The organism is Methyloversatilis discipulorum, assembly GCF_000527135.1.
Taxonomy (GTDB): Bacteria; Pseudomonadota; Gammaproteobacteria; order Burkholderiales; family Rhodocyclaceae; genus Methyloversatilis; species Methyloversatilis discipulorum.
This window is the reverse complement of sequence record NZ_AZUP01000001.1, coordinates 1,366,402-1,383,595: the sequence shown is the minus strand read 5'-3', so window position 1 is coordinate 1,383,595 and position 17,194 is coordinate 1,366,402. Positions and strand designations below refer to the sequence as shown.

At 68.5% G+C, this 17,194-nt stretch carries 17 protein-coding genes; 4 read left to right on the top strand and 13 right to left on the bottom strand.

What is annotated here, in order from left to right:
• Positions 1 to 136 precede the first annotated feature (136 nt).
• Positions 137 to 1,801 (top strand): methyl-accepting chemotaxis protein, encoded by a 1,665-nt coding sequence (locus METFAM1_RS0106305; protein ID WP_019918758.1) that lies wholly within the window; start codon positions 137 to 139, stop codon positions 1,799 to 1,801.
• Positions 1,802 to 1,836: 35 nt separating this feature from the next.
• The gene (cybH, locus tag METFAM1_RS0106300) at positions 1,837 to 2,541 is read left to right on the top strand and encodes a Ni/Fe-hydrogenase, b-type cytochrome subunit (protein ID WP_019918757.1); all 705 of its coding nucleotides are present in this window, start codon (positions 1,837 to 1,839) and stop codon (positions 2,539 to 2,541) included.
• Here the strand turns inward: cybH and METFAM1_RS0106295 are convergent.
• Complete coding sequence (locus METFAM1_RS0106295) at positions 2,513 to 3,172, bottom strand: PEP-CTERM sorting domain-containing protein (RefSeq protein WP_019918756.1); 660 nt, start codon at positions 3,170 to 3,172, stop codon at positions 2,513 to 2,515. The two genes, cybH and METFAM1_RS0106295, sit on opposite strands and share 29 nt — an antisense overlap.
• A 154-nt stretch (positions 3,173 to 3,326) precedes the next feature.
• On the bottom strand, positions 3,327 to 3,950 hold the full coding sequence (locus METFAM1_RS0106290) for a c-type cytochrome (RefSeq protein ID WP_019918755.1): 624 nt from the start codon (positions 3,948 to 3,950) through the stop codon (positions 3,327 to 3,329).
• 155 nt (positions 3,951 to 4,105) lie between these two features.
• Between METFAM1_RS0106290 and METFAM1_RS0106285 the strand changes: the two genes are divergently transcribed.
• Positions 4,106 to 4,765: a pyridoxamine 5'-phosphate oxidase family protein gene (locus METFAM1_RS0106285; RefSeq protein ID WP_019918754.1), complete on the top strand. Its 660-nt coding sequence runs from the start codon at positions 4,106 to 4,108 to the stop codon at positions 4,763 to 4,765.
• Positions 4,766 to 4,786: 21 nt separating this feature from the next.
• Here the strand turns inward: METFAM1_RS0106285 and METFAM1_RS0106280 are convergent, their stop codons facing one another.
• Positions 4,787 to 5,893 (bottom strand): FUSC family protein, encoded by a 1,107-nt coding sequence (locus METFAM1_RS0106280; RefSeq protein WP_019918753.1) that lies wholly within the window; start codon positions 5,891 to 5,893, stop codon positions 4,787 to 4,789.
• 263 nt (positions 5,894 to 6,156) lie between these two features.
• Positions 6,157 to 7,401 (bottom strand): methyl-accepting chemotaxis protein, encoded by a 1,245-nt coding sequence (locus METFAM1_RS0106275; protein ID WP_019918752.1) that lies wholly within the window; start codon positions 7,399 to 7,401, stop codon positions 6,157 to 6,159.
• 213 nt (positions 7,402 to 7,614) lie between these two features.
• Here METFAM1_RS0106275 and METFAM1_RS0106270 point away from each other — a divergent pair, with 213 nt between their 5' ends.
• Positions 7,615 to 8,586: a catalase family peroxidase gene (locus tag METFAM1_RS0106270; RefSeq protein WP_019918751.1), complete on the top strand. Its 972-nt coding sequence runs from the start codon at positions 7,615 to 7,617 to the stop codon at positions 8,584 to 8,586.
• 10 nt (positions 8,587 to 8,596) lie between these two features.
• Here the strand turns inward: METFAM1_RS0106270 and METFAM1_RS0106265 are convergent, their stop codons facing one another.
• The 9 genes from METFAM1_RS0106265 to METFAM1_RS0106225 all read right to left on the bottom strand — a co-directional run bounded on the left by METFAM1_RS0106265 (position 8,597) and on the right by METFAM1_RS0106225 (position 17,099).
• Positions 8,597 to 9,070, bottom strand: coding sequence for an OsmC family protein (locus tag METFAM1_RS0106265; RefSeq protein WP_019918750.1), 474 nt, complete (start codon positions 9,068 to 9,070; stop codon positions 8,597 to 8,599).
• Between the two features lie 68 nt (positions 9,071 to 9,138).
• Complete coding sequence (locus METFAM1_RS0106260; protein ID WP_019918749.1) at positions 9,139 to 9,603, bottom strand: hypothetical protein; 465 nt, start codon at positions 9,601 to 9,603, stop codon at positions 9,139 to 9,141.
• A 12-nt stretch (positions 9,604 to 9,615) separates the two neighbouring features.
• Positions 9,616 to 10,056, bottom strand: a complete 441-nt coding sequence (locus tag METFAM1_RS0106255) for a DUF1810 domain-containing protein (RefSeq protein ID WP_019918748.1) — start codon at positions 10,054 to 10,056, stop codon at positions 9,616 to 9,618.
• Positions 10,053 to 10,823 (bottom strand): hypothetical protein, encoded by a 771-nt coding sequence (locus METFAM1_RS0106250; protein WP_019918747.1) that lies wholly within the window; start codon positions 10,821 to 10,823, stop codon positions 10,053 to 10,055. Before METFAM1_RS0106250 ends, METFAM1_RS0106255 begins: the two co-directional genes overlap by 4 nt.
• A 70-nt stretch (positions 10,824 to 10,893) precedes the next feature.
• Positions 10,894 to 11,763 carry a PEP-CTERM sorting domain-containing protein gene (locus tag METFAM1_RS0106245; RefSeq protein WP_019918746.1) on the bottom strand — a complete coding sequence of 290 codons (870 nt, stop codon included), beginning with the start codon at positions 11,761 to 11,763 and terminating at the stop codon, positions 10,894 to 10,896.
• 135 nt (positions 11,764 to 11,898) lie between these two features.
• The gene (locus METFAM1_RS0106240; protein WP_019918745.1) at positions 11,899 to 13,077 is read right to left on the bottom strand and encodes a PepSY-associated TM helix domain-containing protein; all 1,179 of its coding nucleotides are present in this window, start codon (positions 13,075 to 13,077) and stop codon (positions 11,899 to 11,901) included.
• A 42-nt stretch (positions 13,078 to 13,119) separates the two neighbouring features.
• Positions 13,120 to 15,525, bottom strand: coding sequence for a TonB-dependent siderophore receptor (locus METFAM1_RS0106235; protein WP_019918744.1), 2,406 nt, complete (start codon positions 15,523 to 15,525; stop codon positions 13,120 to 13,122).
• 93 nt (positions 15,526 to 15,618) lie between these two features.
• A complete protein-coding gene (locus METFAM1_RS0106230; protein ID WP_019918743.1) occupies positions 15,619 to 16,608 on the bottom strand; it encodes a FecR domain-containing protein in 990 nt (329 codons plus the stop codon).
• Positions 16,605 to 17,099, bottom strand: a complete 495-nt coding sequence (locus METFAM1_RS0106225) for a sigma-70 family RNA polymerase sigma factor (protein WP_019918742.1) — start codon at positions 17,097 to 17,099, stop codon at positions 16,605 to 16,607. The genes METFAM1_RS0106230 and METFAM1_RS0106225 overlap by 4 nt, the downstream gene beginning before the upstream one ends.
• Positions 17,100 to 17,194 lie beyond the last annotated feature (95 nt).

The window sequence follows — 17,194 nt, the reverse complement described above, 5'->3', positions numbered from 1 at the left end:
CGTCGTTTGTCACTGATTTGGTGACAGGTTGAGGCGCTCAAGGCGATCCGGCGGACGCCGTAAAGTCGGTCGTTGCCTGCACTGGAGGAGAACCGGCCGGCAGCGACTTCCGCCCCTTACCGCTGGAGAGATAACGATGACAACGCGCTCGACGAACTTGCCCGACAGCCTGGCCGAGCAGGCCGCTCCACCGGCGCAGCGCGTGGATCTGCGCCGCGCGAATCACCTGCGCATGGGCAGCTTTGCCTTCTGTGCGCTGTTCTTCGCGCTGTTCGGGCTGGCGGCCGCCTTCGGCTGGGTGGACCCGCGCGCCGCGGCGCTGCTCGCCTGTGCCGCCGGCGCGATGATCGCCTTCGCCGATGCGCTCTACATCCGTCAGATGGACCACACGATAGGGCTGATGGCCGATGCGCTGGCCGACAGCGGACGCAATGTGAACGATCTGTCGAGCGAGTTCGTGCTGCCGGAAAGTTCGCCGGTGAAGGCGATCAGCAAGCTCATCGCCGAGCGCGACGGCCGCGTCCGCGACATGGTGTTCCGCGTGCGTCGCGGCACGCTGGGCGCGGCCTGTCATACCGCCCACCTGACGCGCTCGTTGCGCGATACGGCCGGTCTCGCGCAGTCGCAGCGGGCGCTGGCCGAACAGGTGTTCGCCGCCAGCGAAACCTCGCGCAGCGCGGTCGACAGTGCGCGCCAGCACGCCAATGATCTCGACGAAGCAACCACGCGCCACCTGCAGGCGGCACGCGTGTCGCTGGAGGAGCTGCAGTCGGCGGCCGCGCGCGTCGATGAGTTCGAGGCCCGCGTGCAGGCCTTCAACCGCACCGTGCAGCAGCTGCAGAATCAGTCGGCGGAAATCAGTCAGGTGGTGCAGATCATCAGCAGCATTTCCGACCAGACCAATCTGCTGGCGCTGAACGCCTCGATCGAGGCGTCGCGCGCCGGCGAGAACGGCCGCAGCTTCGCGGTCGTGGCCGACGAGGTGCGCTCGCTGGCCGAGCAGGTCAAGGCGGCGACCGAGGGCGTGAGCCAGAACATCGACCGAATGAACCGGCTTGTCGCCGGCACGCGCAGCGAGACCGACGACATCCGCGACCACATCCTGGCGACCGGCGAGGCGGTGCGGCGCGCCTCTGGCCGCTTCGGCAGCATGGTCGGCGAGTACGAGGTGATGGGTGAGCGGATCGCCCGCACCGGCGACGCGATACGCAGCCTGAGCGACACCAACGACCGCATCCATACGCTGGTCAGCGACATCCATACCGGCTGCGACCAGGTGGCCAGCCTGATGCTCGATGGCGAACAGAACCTGACTAAGGTGAGCCGTTCGACCGAACGCATCCAGGATCTGGCGGCCTCGTTCCGCGTCGGCTCCGACCAGCTCGAATCCATCGTCGGCGCGCTCGGCCGCTACCGCGACGAATGCAGCGCCGCGGTCGCCGGTGCTGCCACCGTGCTGGTTGACGACGACGGCGAGGAGGTCGCCCCGCGAGCCGGTCGCGTCGCCGCGCTGCCGGAGGTCACGCGCGCGCTCGGCGCATTGAGGGGCGAGGTCAGCGCATTGCGCTATGCGCTGGTGACCAATCCGGCGGGGCAGGTGCTGGGCAGTACCGGCAACTGTCCGGCGCCGGCCGATATCGCCCAGCGCGCGGCGAAGAGCGAGCGCGCGCTGCTTATGCAGCCCTTCGCGGCCGACGACGGCACGCTGTATTTCGACATCGCGCTGCCGATCCGTCGCGGCGAGCGCAACTGGGGCACGCTGCGCGCCGGCGTGCCGGCCGAACTGATGCTGGCGGCCTGAGCCGCCGCCGCGACAACCGAGTTCGGGAGAACAGCATGCTTTCGCACGAGCAGATGCAGCAGGCCGCCCAGGGCGGCCGCACGCAGCACGCGGTCTATGTCTATGAAGCACCGGTGCGGCTGTGGCACTGGATCACCGTACTGGCGATGACGGTGCTGATGGCCAGCGGCTACTTCATCGGTACGCCCTTCCTGATGCTGCCGGGCGACGACGCCGGCATGTATCTGATGGGCTATGTGCGCTTCGCCCATTTCGCCGCCGGCTACATCCTCGCCATCGGCTTCGCCGGGCGCATCTACTGGGCGCTGGTCGGCAACGAGCACGCACGGCAGATCTTCATGCCGCCGCTGTTCAAGCTCGCCTGGTGGAGCGAGGTCATGTTCGAACTGCGCTGGTACTTCTTCCTCGAGGACAGACCGAAGAAGTACGTCGGCCACAACCCGCTGGCCGCGGTGATGATGTTCTTCCTGTTCGTGCTCGGCACGCTGTTCATGATCTTCACCGGCTTCGCGCTGTACAGCGAAGGCGCCGGCCACGGTCACTGGAGCGGTGTCGCATTCGGCTGGGTACTGTGGCTGATCGGCGACAGCCAGACGGTGCACAGCCTGCATCGCCTGGGCCTGTGGCTGCTGCTCAGTTTCATCCTCGTCCATGTGTATGCCGCGTTGCGCGAGGACATCATGAGCCGGCAGAGCATCATTTCGACGATGATCAGCGGCTGGCGCTCCTTCCGCGACTGACGCGCGCTGCGCGCAGACGGCGGCTCAGCACGACGCAGGCAAGTACCGACAGGCCGGCCGCCAGCATCTGCAGCGCCGACGGTTCGGGCACCTGGGCGACGACGGCGTTGAACACGACGTCGTCCACCGTTGCCTCGCCCTGCGCCGCGTTGCCGGACAGCTGGCCACCGGCGGCGATGACGATGCGGTGCATGCCGGCGACCGACAGCGTCAGCGTTTCGAACAGTGAATCGCCGGGGCAGGCGAAGGCAGTCGCGCAGCCGGACAGCACTTGGGCGATCTGGTTGCCATCGAGGTCGTAGGCGGTCAGGCCGTTGCCGGGGATGTCGATGTCGCCCAGCGTGATACTTAAGAAGTCGGTCACCGCCGGGCGGAACATGTTGCCCGGATCGACGAAGGTGAGCGTGATTCCGCGAAAGCCGCCGCCGTTAAGCGTGTTGACGCCGCTCGCCGCGCAGCAGCCGTCGAAGACGGTCACGGCGCCGTAGTCCGACGCGATGAGCAGGCCGCGATCAGCGTACTGGGTGCTGACGACGGCGTCGCGCAGCAGCTCCTCGAAATCCAGCGTCACCGGGGCGGCACGCACCAGACCGCTGCACAGCAGCAGCGCAATCGTCAGCAGGGCTTTCATGCGGATCTCCGGCGGGTGGCTATGCCGCGGACGGGTGCAAGAAGCGCGCCGCATTTGCAGGCGGCTGATTCAAATGAAAATTTCTGTATCGGGCCCGATCGCCGGGCGGGCGTTGTCAATTCCTTCGACATGCGCCCGCCGGCTGCGCGCAGGATCAGGCGCCTTCCGGCCGCACCTTCGGAATGCTGCCGTCGGAGCGCCCCTTCAGATAGGCGTACAGGTCGTCGAACTTGTCGGCGAGGTAGGGGTGGCCCGGCATGCCGCGCTCCAGCCGGCCGTCTATCACCGCGTGCCGTACTTCGTCCTTCGAAAGCTTCTTCAGCGATTCGATCAGCGACGGGCCGACCATGCCCTCCTGCGCCGGACCGTGGCAGCGCTCACAGGCGGCCGAGCGCCAGGTCTTCCAGCCCTTCACGATATCGCCACCGGCGACCGCCGTGCCGTCCGCCGGCGCGGCGCTCGAAGCCGGCGCAGGAGCCGGCTGACCGGACGGAATGGGACGAGCGTTCTCCGTGGTGTCGGGCGGGGTTTTGCCGTTCGGCGTGGTCGGTGCGTTCTGCATCGTATCGGCCGGGGTGGGCGGCGTCGCGCTCGGGCTGGGCGCATCGGGCAGCGGTGACGCGGCGGGGGGCGAAGGCAGTGCCGGGGCGGCGGTATCAGCCGCGGGTGCGGCGGCATCGGCCGACGGGGCAGTGATGGGTTTCGGCGGATCCTGCGGCTTGTCGCAGGCGGCGAGCAGCAGGGCAAGGCTTGCGACGGCGAGATGCGTGGTTTTCATGGCGATCCTCCAGTCTGTTGTGGGTGGGAATCGATCCCTGTAGACGATGGTAGGCCGGATGTGACCGGCTGGTGCGCGATGTAGTCCTGTGCCGACGCTTTGCCGCTTCGTGGCATGCTGCGTGTTCAACAAGAACCACCCGAGGAGACGCATCCGTGAGCAGACTGTACGACCCGCAGCACCGCAGCTTCCAGGACGAGTTCGGTACTCGCGCGATGGCCGACCGCATCGAGGAACTGGCCTGCCGCACCGAATTCGACGACGACAGTCGGGGCTTCATCGAATCGATGGACATGTTTTTCCTGTCCACCGTCGATGCGCGCGGTCGTCCGACGGTGTCGTACAAGGGCGGCGACCCCGGCTTCGTCCGCGTGGTCGATGAGAGGACGCTGGTGTTCCCGAGCTACGACGGCAACGGCATGTTCTATTCGGTCGGCAACATCGCGCAGAACGCCGAGGTCGGCCTGCTCTTCATCTCGTTCGAGAAGCCGCACCGTATCCGCGTGCAGGGCAGGGCCACGGTGTCGCGCGACGACCCGATGATGGCCTTCTACAGCGAAGCCGATTTCGTCGTCCGCGTCGAACTGTCCGAGCTGTGGCAGAACTGTCCGCGCTATATCCACCGCTACCAGCGCGTCGACCGCTCGCGCTACGTGCCGCGTCCCGACTGCGAAACGCCGCTGGCCGAGTGGAAGCGCATCGACCTCGTGCAGGACGTGCTGCCGCCGGCCGATGCGGCGCGTGCCCAGGCCGCCGGCACGGTTGCGATCGAAGAGTGGATGGAAAAAGTGAAGACCGGCCACCCGGAGGCCTGACCCGGCTTCGCTCGCACCGGCTCAGCGCAGCAGGCGAGACGGGATGAGGCGGCGCAGCGGCCCGCTGGCGATCTCGCGGAAGCGAGGGCTGTGCAGGCAGATGCCGCCGGCCAGTCCGACGATGCAGCCGAGCAGGGTGTCAAAGAAGCGCGCCAGCACCAGCGGGCCAGGCACGGTGTGGCCCAGTGTGCTGGCCTCGGCCAGCAGGATGGTGAGCGGCGTGATGAACACCACCGCGATGCCGTAATGACGCACCACCATCGCCTCGATCACGAAGCTCAGCGCCATCACGCCCAGGCCCACGCTCCACGGACCCAGCGGCAGCATCAGCATGCCCCACGCTAGCACCATGCCGATACCGGTGCCCAGCACCCTTTGCAACTGCCTATTCCACACCGCGCGCAGCGACGCGCCTTGGATCACCGCCAGGCAGCTCACCGGCACCCAGTAGGGCTTGTCCAGCTGCAGTGCCTGGGCCAGCGCCAGCGAAATGCCGACGAACACGCCAATCACCACCGAATCGAACACGACGAAGTCGAAGCTTGGCGCCGGCGGCGGAACCACCGGTGCCGGCGCACGACGGCGCAGTGCGTGCAGGCTGTAGACGAAGCCGATCAGGCAGGCGAGCAGGCAGCCCAACGCGATCAGGCCGACTCGCGCCGGCAGCGTTGCCGGTTCGACCGGTGTATAGACGCCGATCGCGGCCGCCATGACGAAGAACAGGCTGCCAGGCGGCCCCATGCCATAGACGCGGCACACCATGGTGACGACGATGGCGACGAAGGTCAGCACCGGAATCAGCAGCGGCGCCAGCGACGGTGGCAGCAGATGACTCAGCGCGCCCAGCGCGTAGCAGGCGACCATGCCGAAGGCGCTCGCCATCAGGGACACCATGCGATGTGACAGCGGTGTCGCCGGCAGGTAGAGAAAGACCAGACCGCCCAGAGAGGCGACCAGTCCGTCGGCCAGACGCCCGTAGTGCGCGCCGGCCAGCAGCGGCAGACCGGTGGCCAGTGCGGCCGCAAACGGCATCTGCCAGGCGCGGTCGCTCGCGTGCAGCGTAGTGAGCTGACGCACTTCGGCGACGAGTGTCGCCCTCAGGCGGTTCCAGGCGCCCGGTGAAACCATCGACAGTCCTTCTGGAGGTGGATCTGTCCGACAGGTTAATCGGTCGGCACCGTCGGCGGGAACGCCGCCGCCACATCGCCTGGTCGGCAGGTGCTCAGCGGCCGGGGAGTCCGCGTTCTGCGCAGTTCGTGTCGCGAAAGGGGCCACGCACCGTCAATCTGGCGCCCTGCCGGGTCCGGACGCAGGTTGTTTCCTGGCCGTTCAGCGTGCTGCGCCAGACGTATCGCGGTGCCGGCGCAGCAAGCGCGCATCGCATCAGGGGGTTACAGGCGGAAGCGCCCGGTCAGTTCGTCGAGCCGGGAGGCCAGGGACTGCAGGTGGGTGACCGAGCTGGCGAGCGTGTCGACGGCCGACTGGTTCTGTCCGGACATGCTGGCGATGTGCTCGACGTTGCCGGCGATGTCGCTGGCGGCGCGGCTCTGCTGTTCCAGCGCCCGGTTGATGGCGCGTACCTCGTCGGCGGCGACCGATACGGCGTGGTGCGCGACGGTGATGACGCCGGCGGCCGAGTCGCTCGACGACTCGGCGACGCCGACCGCGTTGCGCCCCTGTGTCAGCGCGTCCGACAGACCGGCGGCCCGCTCCGACAGCGAGCGCGTGATGGTGTCGATCGCTGCCGCCGACGTGCCGGACTTCTCGGCCAGCTTGCGCACCTCGTCGGCCACCACGGCGAAGCCGCGGCCCTGTTCGCCAGCGCGTGCGGCTTCAATCGCGGCATTCAGCGCGAGCAGATTGGTCTGGTCGGCGATCTCGCGCACCTCGCGCGTCATTTCGGTGATCTGGCGGGCGTTCTCGACAAAGGCGTCGGCAGCGCCCGACACCTCGTTCATCACGCTGGCGGTGCGGCCGATCGAGCCGCGCAGTTCGGTCAGGTGGGTCTGCGCCCGGGTCGATTGGTCGAGCGACTCGTCGGCCTGCCGCGCCGCGTTGCCGGCGTTGTCCGCCACCATGCGGATGCCGGCCGTCACCTCCTCGATCGACGACGCGGTCGAACTGGCCGCCTGGGTCTGCGCGCTCGAGGCGGTAGCCACCCGCTGCGATTCGCCGCCGACCACCGACGAGGCCTCGACCAGCGAGTGGGCGGATTGCTTGAGCTGCAGCACCAGTGCGCCCAGGTCCTTGCGGATGCGCTCGGCGCTCTGCGCGATGGCTCCGAGCTCGTCGCGCGTGGTGCAGGCGACCGGCTGGTGGAAGTCGCCGCTGGCCAGCCGTTCGAGATCGGACGACAGGGTCTTTGCCGGGCCGATGATGGTGCGCTGAAGCGCCCACATGAAGAGGCCGAAGGCGACGACCACGACGACCGCGAAGGCGGCGCCGGTCAGCATGAGCTTGTTCAGCGTGGCGGCGCGGATCGCCAGCGCCTCGGCGCGCGTGATGTCGCCGGTCAGCGTGTCGATGGCCGACCACTCAACGCCGAGGCCGACCACCGCGGCGACCAGCAGCGCAGCGGTGCCGCCGCCGCAGATGACCAGGAGCTTGTTGCGGATGCTGCGGGAGATGAAGTCCATTGCGGTGTCCGGGGATGCGCTGTGCGTTAACACGCGGGTTAACGACCGCTATCGCGCAAACTTGCGCCGATCGGGGGGCTCTCCGGCTGACAGTTGACCTGCATCAGCCGGACGCGAGATGTCGGTGGGCGCTGCCCGGCGAACCGCTTGCGGCGTCTGTGGTCTGTCCCGCGTCGCGGCGCGTTCCAGTCGCCGCAGTCTGGAGAGTCATTCATGTATCGGCGCATCCTCGTCATTCTCGCCCTTGCCGCACTCACGCCTGCGCGGGCCGAGGACCGGCCGGCGCAGGCTGGAGATTTCATCGAGGTATTCCAGGGTCTGTTCGGCGAGCACCGGGGCGAGCGCAAGGGCCACGCCAAGGGTGTCTGTGCGGTCGGCAGCTTCACCGGCAGCGCCGACGCCGCCCGGATGTTCAGGGCACCGCTGTTCTCGGGTACGCGCTGGCCCGCGCAGATCCGCTTCTCGATGGCCGGAGGCGACCCAGCGGTCGCCGACAACGCACGTTCGCCACGCGGGCTGGCCGCACAGTTCGAACTCGACGACGGCCGAGTGCACAACATCGCCACGCTGAACACACCGGTGTTCGGCGCTGCGACGCCCGAGAGTTTCCTCGGCCTGCTGCGCGCCTCGCTGCCCGGCCCGGACGGCCGGCCCGATCCCGACAGGGTGGCCGCCTACCGCGCTGCGCATCCGGACACGCTGGCGCAGTTCCGCTGGCTGCAGCAGAACCCGCCGCCCTGGAGCTATGCCAGCGCGCAGTACTTCGGACTGCATACCTTCCATTTCGCGACGGCAGAGGGTGAGCGCGCGGTGCGCTGGCGCCTTCAGCCGCGCGACGGCGTGCGCGGCCTCACCGACGACGAGCGCGGCGCCGCCCCGCGCGATTTCCTCGCCGCCCGGCTGGCCGAGCGGGTGGCTCGCGGTCCGGTCCTGTTCGACTGGATCGTCACCCTCGCTCAGCCCGGCGACAGCGAGTCCGACCCGTCAAGGGCCTGGCCGGAAGGTCGCACCGAACTGGTGGCCGGCACACTGACGGTCACTGCCGTCGGCGGCGATGCCTGCACCGGTCTGAACTTCGACCCGAACGTGCTCAGCGAGGGGATACGGGCGGGCGATGATCCGATCCTGAAGATGCGCTCGCCGGCTTACGCGATTTCCTTCGGCAAGCGTCTGGGCGGCCGCTGAAGCGGCCACTTCAGTCCGCTGACTGGCGAGGTTCGCAGCGCACCTCGGTCAGCACCGAGTTGGCGATGAAGCACTGCTCGTGCGCCGCGTGGTGCAGCGCCGTCAGCTCGGACGTCGTCGGAATGTCCGGGCCGGCGAAGCGGACCGCCGAGCGCAGCGTGACCGTCGCCACGTACATCCGGCCGTCGGCCTTGCGTGCCAGTTCGCCCTCGGCCGCATCCTCGTAACGATCCACGACCAGCCGCTTGAGCGCCGCCAGCTGCAGGAAGGTGAGCATGTGGCAGGACGCCAGCGCGGCGACGAACGCCTCTTCCGGATCGACCGCGTCCTCGGCGGAATACGGCAGCGGCACCACATGCGGCGACGACGACCCCGCCACCTCGACACCGCCGTCGAAACGGATCAAGTGGCGCCGGCTGTAGCGCTTGTCGATGAAGGGCTGGTCCCCGCGGGTCCAGAGGATTTCGGCGGTGTGTCGGGACATGGCTGCGGCGGACGATGGTCGTGCGACAAGCGTGCGGTCATCGGCCACGGCGCGCAAGTGCGGCGCGCTCACTGCCAGCGGCAGCCGCGCTCGTAGATCAGCGGCTCATCTACCAGCACCCCTTCGGCGACCGTGTCGTGCTGCATCGCGTCGATCAGCACCGGGCGCCCTGTCGCGCCGTCCAATTGCAGCAGGTAGCGGGCGCCGGCGGCGAGGTTCGCCTGCATCACGTAGCACTTCAGATGCTGCGGAAAGAAGGGAAAACCGTAGGGCACATCGCTCAGCCACAGCACGCGTTCGCCGGGATGCAGCACATAGCTGAAGGCGCGGGCGCGGCTGGACACCTGCACGCCCGGCAGCGGATTCTCGTCGACCGCGCGCAGCAGCACGGGGTGGTCGGTATCGATGTCCAGGCGCACTGCGCCGGTGTCCGCCAGGTCGGCACCGTCGACCGGCACGATACCGCGGCTCAGTGCGACGCAACCGTGCAGTACGAGGGTCAGTGTCAGCAGAACGAAGCGGCGGAATCGCATCGCCGGGTGTGCTCAGCTGCCGCGCTGGCCAAGCAGCCGCAGCGTTTCGCCGTCCGGCTGTCCGTCGTAGAACGCCGCGAGCGCGGCGCGGAAGCAGGGCTGGTCTGGCGCCACTTCGGCAAACAGGGTCAGGCAGGAGCGGAATTTCAGTGCATCGACCGCGTCGAGGATGTCTTCGGGGCGCTGCCCCGCATGGCCGAGCACCGCTTCGACGCATTCGAGCAGACGCCTGCCCAGCAACGGGTGCGCGATGTAGGCGGTCGCTTCTGCGCGGTCGGCGATGCCGTATTCGCGCGCCATCTGGCTGCGGCCGAGGGCGCGCAGTTGCGGCAGCACGTACCAGATCCAGTGCGTGCGCTTGCGGCCTTCACGCAGTTCCTGCAGCGCCTGCGCGTAGTCGCGCGCCTGGGCCTGGACGAAGCGGTCGAGCGGATCGGCTGCCAGCGGGTTCATGTGCGCGATTGTGCGCCGACGAGGCCCTGCACAGTCGTTACCTTGCTGCGGCGCTCGCGCGGAAAACGGATGCTCTGGGGATCGAGGAAATCGAGCACGTCCACGAGTGCGTTCTGCAACGCGACCAGCCGTGGGCGGGCTGCGGCCGGATCGGCGCCCAGCGCGCGCACGTCCGTGCGCAGATTCTCGACCAAGGGGTCGTGGCCGACAGCCAGCCGGTCGAGGAAGGTGGCGTAGCCGACGCACGATGGCCCGCGGGCGTCCTCGACAATCATGCGCTCGCCTATCGCCCGCTGCTCGCCGGCGAAGACGCGGAACAGGCGCGAATGTCGGTCGGTCTGGAAGGTGCCGGTAAGGTCGTCCTGGATCTTCGCCAGTCGCCGTGTTGCCTCGTCCTGCCCGAGATCGATGTACTGGATGTCGCGGCGGACGATTTCCGTCCAGGCGAAGTACTGGGCGATCAGGAATGCGGTGTTGTCGATGACGTAGGCGCGCTCACGCTCGTCGCCGCGTTCAAGATGCACCGCCAGAAGGTTCTGCTGCAGGATGTTGTACAGCCTGCTTTGCAGATCGTAGGCCGCTCGCGCAAGCGGCTCGCGGTAGCGGGCGGTTGCCCGTTCGGCATCGAAGCGGCGTTGTTCGGTGACACGCAGGCCCTCGAGATCCGCCGCCAGCCGGGTGGTCCTGACCTGGCCCCACAGTGCAATGGCGGCGGACGCCAGCGCGACCGCGGCCGAGATCAGGGCAAGAACCAGTTCGATCTGCATGCGTCCGCTTCCTCCGGTCGATACTTGCGAGTGCAGCGGGGCTCCGTTGCCGGCGCGCAGTGTGCCGCCCCTACCGCCTGATCGTCCGGCGACGCAGAGCGACAGCGACCAGGGACATGCCGCCCGCGAGCAGCACGGCGGCAGAAGGCTCCGGTACGGCACTGACCCAGGCTATCGGTTGTGCAGAAGTGAGCGTGACGCCATCCGGCAAGGTCATGCGCAGGCTGACGGTCGAGGTGGCGTCGATCGTGGCGAGCGAGCCGTCGTCGACGCTGACCGATCCGGCGAACTCGAACTCGAAGTCCGCACGGCCGCCGGGGGCGATGGTCAGTTCGCCGAAGGACATGCGGTAGTCGATGCCGCCGACCTCGTTCATCGTGACGTCGAGCAGCGCGTCGCCGGTCGTGCTGGCGCCCGGCAGCAGGTTGCCGCCGGCGCTCAGGGGCGATTCGAAATAGGTCTGGCTGAACAGGCTCTGTCCGCCACTGCCCGCCGTGCCGCTGACCTTGAAGAAACCGCCGACTGTGCGTTGCACACCTGAAATGCCGCTGCCGACCGAATGCGAAAGCACGGCGTCGACGTCGACCTCAATCGACCGCGCGGCGAAGGTGATTGGCACCTCGCCCGGATTGACGACGCTGAAGAAGAAGCCGACCGATGCCTGCCCGCCACGGATGCCGTTGCCCGCCGGGCCGGTCGTGTAGAGCTGGCCAAGTCCGCTGCCGAAGTCGAAGCGCGCCGACGACACGCCCACCTCGGCCTGCGCCGACCACGGATCGCGGTCGTCGATCGCAGCCGCGGCGCCGAGGCTGGAATCGAAGGCATAGGCGGCGGCTTCGGTGAATGACAGGTTGAGCAGCAGTGCGTCGGCCCGGACGGGCGTGGAGACCAGCAGGCTGATGACGGCGGCGGCGGCGAGCCAGCGGGGGCGGACGGACATGATCGGTCTCCTGTCTGGGCGGGCCGGTGCCGCTCCGGTGGCGGTTGGCACTGCGCCATGACTGAAAGCTAGTTATGCCGCACCGATCATGTCAAGAAAATGAACCGTCCGTCGCCGCGTGTCATGGCGCCATCGTCAGCGCTTCGCCGCGCGCGCCTGCCGCTTCCGCCACCAGATGACGAGGCCGGTGACCGACAGCGTGGCGACCGCCAGACCCATCAGGGAAATCAGGATGCGGCCGGGCAGGCCGATGATGCGGCCGGAATGCAGCGGAAATTGCGCCTGCAGGAAGATGTCGCCGGCGCTGCCTTCACCCGGCACGACCTCGCCGGCAAGCGCTCCGCTGTGACCGTCGAGGTAGAGCCAGGGCACGCCCAGTCCGCCGGTGCCGTGGTCGTCGCCGGGGGCGAAGAAGCCGACGCCGTACAGACCGTAGCCGTCGGCGTAGAAGATCGCCCCGGCCGGCGCCGTCCAGCCACGACGTGCCGCTTCGGCGCGCGCCAGTTCGAGCACCGCTGCGCGATCCAGCGTCGGTTCGATCGGCTGGTCGCGTGGCCGCGGCGTCATGCTGTCGAAGGGGTTGGGACTCAGCGTCGACAGCATGCCGGTCAGCGGTGCGACGACCTGGCTGCGCAGATTCATCGATACCGAAGTGACGGCCAGCAGCAGCACGAGTAGCCACAGCCAGACGCCGCCCGAGCGGTGCAGGTCAAAATTGAGCCGGTAGCCGCCCTGGCGCCAGCGGAAGGCGAAGGATTTGCGCCACGGCGACGCCTTCGGAAAGCTGATGTAGAGCGCGATCAGGCAGTCCACCGTCCAGCCGATGGCGATCAGCCCCATGAACCACATGCCCAGCTCGATGCCCCAGCCGTCCGGGATGTGCATCGAGTAATGCAGCTTGTAGAGGAAGGGCAGCAGGTTTTCGCGGCTCAGCGAAATGTCGCCCCACATGCGGCGGCTCTGGATGGCGCCGCTACCCGGGGCGACCGCCAGCTGGTTGAAGCCGGGTTCGTAGCGCCTGGCGGTCGCCGGATCAACGCGCGGTTCGACCCAGATCTGCTGGGTGTGACCGGGTTCGGCAGCCAGCGGCAGGTAGTTCACGCGCAGCCGCGGGTCGGCGGCTTCGATGCGGCGCGCCAGTTCGAGCGCGGGGACGGGTGTGTCGGTGGCCGGGGCGTCGAAGAACTGCGGATTGAGCCACTCGTCCAGCTCGTGATCCCAGGAAATGACGGCGCCGGTCAGCCCCGACACGAACAGGAAGACGGCGGCTGCGAGGCCGAACCAGCGGTGCAGCAGGGTGAGGAAGGTGCGCATGTGCGTGTGCGGGCAGCGGGCGGCAGGCCGCCCGCACGCCGCTTACCAGCGGTAGTTGAGACTGGCCATGACGAAGCGGCCACGGCCGCGGTAGCAGTAGCCGTCGTGGCACATCAGGTATTCCTTGTCGGTCAGGTTGTTGGCGCGCACCGCGACGGTGGCGCCGCGCAGCAGGCTGCCGAGGTCATAGCCGACGCGGGCATCGATCAGCGTGTAGCCGCTGTTGGTGCCGGTGTTCTGGCCGTCGGAATAGGTTTCGCCTATCCAGCGTGCACCCACGCCGACGTCGAGGCCGCCGATGAAGGAATACTTGCCCCACAGCGACGCCATCTGGCGCGGAATGCCGACCGGTCGCTTGCCTTGGTTGCCGTCGTTGGAGCGGGTCACCTCGACGTCCTGCAGCGTGTAGGCGCCGATCAGCTCAAGCCGCTTGAACAGACGCGCGTTCGCTTCGAGCTCGATGCCGCGGCTGCGCGTCTCGCCGGTCTGGATCTGGTTGTTGATGTTGTCCGGGTCGCGCGTCAGCGCGTTCTGCTGCACGAGGTGGAACACGCTGGCGGTCAGCAGCATGCTGCGGCCGGCCGGCTGGTACTTGATGCCGCCCTCGACCTGCTTGCCCTCGGTCGGCCGGAACGCATCACCAAGTATGTTCGTGCCGAACTGCGGCGAGAACGAGGTGGCGTAGCTCACGTAGGGTGCGAGGTCGGGCGTCAGCATGTAGAGCAGGCCGATGCTGCCGGTCGTCGCCTTGTCGGTCTGGCCGCTCGACGTGCCGGCGATCAGGTCCTTCTGCGTCTGCTCGGCCCGGTCGCGGCGCAAACCGGCGGACAGGCGCCAGTCGCCCCAGCGCACCTGGTCCATCGCATAGACGCCGGTCTGCGTGCCGCTGACGTCCTGGTGCACCAGCAGCGTGGTCGGCCGGGCGATCGTCTGGTGGTGATCTGGATTGCTCAGGCTGATCGATGGCGCTGCGCCGGACAGGTAGCGGATGTCGCCGTCGAGATCGGCATGGTCGACGCCGGTGATCAGCGTGTGCTGCAGCGGACCGGTCGAGAAGCGCGACTGAAGGGCCGTGTCCACGCTGAAGTTGTGCATGTTTTCGTACACGCCGAAGGTGCTGCGCTGGATGGTGTCGCCGTCGGCGTCCAGCGTGCCGCTGGTGTACTGGTTGTCGGTGTCGACATGGCCGTAACGCAGGTTCTGGCGCAGCGTGAACACATCGTCGAAGCGGTGTTCGGCTTCGTAGCCGGCCACGTACTGCGTCTGCTTGAGACCGTCGAAATCCACGTCACCCGCCCACACCTTGCTCAGTTCGCCGGACGGCAGCTGGAAGGGGCGCGGCGAACCGGCGGTCTCGAAGTGCTGCGCGTGGCCGAGCAGCGTGATGCGTGTGCGGTCCGACGGCTGCCAGGTCAGCGCCGGCGCGAAGTACAGGCTGTCGTCATTGACGCCGACCGTGTCCGATTCGCTGTCGCGCGCCAGTGCGGTCAGGCGGTAGGTCCATTCGCCGTTGTCGGTCAGTGCGCCGCCGAAGTCGCCCTGTGCCTGGTAGTGGTCGTCGCTGCCGTAGCGGACTTCGACTTCGCGCAGCGTTTCGCGCGTCGGGCGCTTGCTCACCCGGTTGATCAGGCCGCCCGGGCTGATCTGGCCGAACAGTACCGAATTCGGCCCCTTCAGCAGTTCCAGCCGCTCGAGGCCGTAGGGTTCGGTGCGGAAGTAGGACAGCCAGCCGGTATTGGCCTGGCGCAGGCCGTCGCGGTAGTCGGCGGTGGTCGTCACATCGAAGCCGCGCACGGTGATCTGGTCGAAGCGCGGGTCGTTGCCCCAGGCGGCGACCTGCACGCCGGCCGTGTAGGCGACCGCCTGTTCCACGTTCAACGCACCGCGGTCGGCGATCTGGTCGGCGGTCACCACGGTGACCGAGCGCGGTGTTTCCAGCAAGGACGTATCGGTTTTCGTCGCCGAAACCGCACGCCGGGCCAGATAGCCTTCGACCCGGCCGGTGGCTGATTCGGCCCGGTCATCGAGGTCGGCGGTCACCTTGACCATGGGCAGCGTCGGCACCTCGGCCGCGTTCGTCGTGGCCGGCAGCTTGCGCAGCGTGTAGCTGCCGTCGCCGCGCGCTGCCGGGGCCAGCCCGGTGCCCTGCAGCAGGCGGCGCAGGGCGTCTTCGAAGCCATGACTGCCCTGCAGGCCGGCGGTACGCAGATCGGCCACCAATGCGGGATCGAAGCTCAGCAGCACGCCGGCCGTAGCACCCGCCTGGTTGAGCGCGGCCGCCAGCGGGCCGGCCGGGATGTCGAAACGGAAGGTCGCGGCGCTGGCCTGGGCCATGGCGGCGGACGGCAGCAGGCCGCCGGCGACATGCAGGCTGCCGACGAACAGAGCGAGCGCCAGCGGGAGCGGGCGGCGAGCGGGGCGGCAGAGACGGCGGCGTGAAGTGGACACGGAAGACAGTCCTCGAAAGGGTTTGAAAGGGGTGTTCTCCTTCCATGCCAATCGAGCGCGGAAAAAGTACAGCGAGTACAGCGCCTGTCCGTATCAGTCGGCGGCCACAACTATCCGGCCGCTCGCCGGGTCGCCGCTGCGCAGCGCCTGCAGGCGCACCGGCAGCGTCGCGCACAGCGCCGCCAGCGCGCGGTCGGTGTCGGCCAGCGGATAGGTGCCGGAAATGCGCAGCGCGCGCAGTCCGGGCGCCAGCACCAGCGGTGTGCTGCGGTAGCGCGCCAGTTCGGCGACGAAGGCCTCCAGCGGCATCGCGTCGGCGATCAGCATGCCCTGCGTCCACGCGCTGTCGCCGACCCGTGTCGTGCGCCGGTCTATCACGCCGCCGCGGTCGAAGCGCGCGTGCTGGCCGGCGGACAGAACCGGCGGGTCGCCGCGCGCCGCCTCGGCATGCAGGGCGACACGGGCTTCCAGCACGGCGACCTCGGTCAGTCCGTCGCGTTGCCAGACGGTGAAGCGCGTGCCCAGCGCCTGTACGCGGCCCTCGGCGGTCTGTACGAAGAAGGGCGGCAAAGCCTGCGCACCATGCGCGGTGGCGATCAGCACGCGGCCACGGCGCAGGCGGATCAGACGTGCGTGAGCGCTGAAATCGATGTCGAGCGCGGTGTCCGTGTCCATCTGCAGCCGGCTGCCGTCGGCCAGCACGATGTCGCGCCGTTCGCCGACGGCCGTGCGTGCGTCCGCCGACAGGTCGCTGCGCAGCCAGCCTTCCCGCCCGATGAAGGCGGCGACAAACAGGCCGGCGATGCCGCCCAGCGCGCGGCGCCGGCCGCGGCTGAGCGCGGGGCGGCGCGCCAGGGTGTTGGCCGACACCTGCAGATGCTGCTCCGGAATGCGGCCGAACAGCGCGGTCGCCGCTTCGGTCCGGCGCCAGCCGGCTTCGTGGCGTGCGTCGGCGGCGCGCCAGGCTTGCCAGCGGGCGCGGTCCGCCTCCGATGCTTCGCCCGAGGCGAGCAGCACGAACCATTCGGCCGCTGCGGCAAGGACGTCTGGGTCGGGTTCGTGCGCTGCGACTCGATCGTTCATACGAGCTCCGCGCGCATGCAGTGCGTGATGCCCTGCAGCATGTACTTCTTCACCATGCTGAGCGACACGCCGAGCCGCTGTGCGATTTCGGCATAGCCCAGGCCCTCGAGCTGGGACAGCAGGAAGGCGGTGCGCGCCTTCGGCGGCAGGCCGTCGAGCAGGGCGTCGATCTGTTCCAGCGTTTCCAGTATCAGCGCGCGTTCTTCCGGGCTCGGCGCCAGCGGTTCGGGCTGCAGCGCCAGCGTTTCGAGGTAGGCGCGCTCGATCTCCTGCCGACGGAAGTGATTGACCATCAGTCCGTGCGCCACCGTCGTCAGGTAGGCGCGCGGCTCGCGCAGCTCCCGCAGGCTGCCGGCCTTGATGATGCGCACGAAGGTGTCGTGCGCCAGATCGGCGGCGCGGTGCGTGCAGCCGAGCTTGCGGCGCAGCCAAGCATGCAGCCAGCCGTGGTGGTTCGAGTAGAGGTCGGCGACGGGATCGGCGGCGGACACGAATGCTTCCTGGGCGGGGAGGAACCGGCGCGCCGGTTGTTAGTTAATGATAAGCGTTCTTATTTTCTACCCGATGTGTGTCGACCGTCAATCGC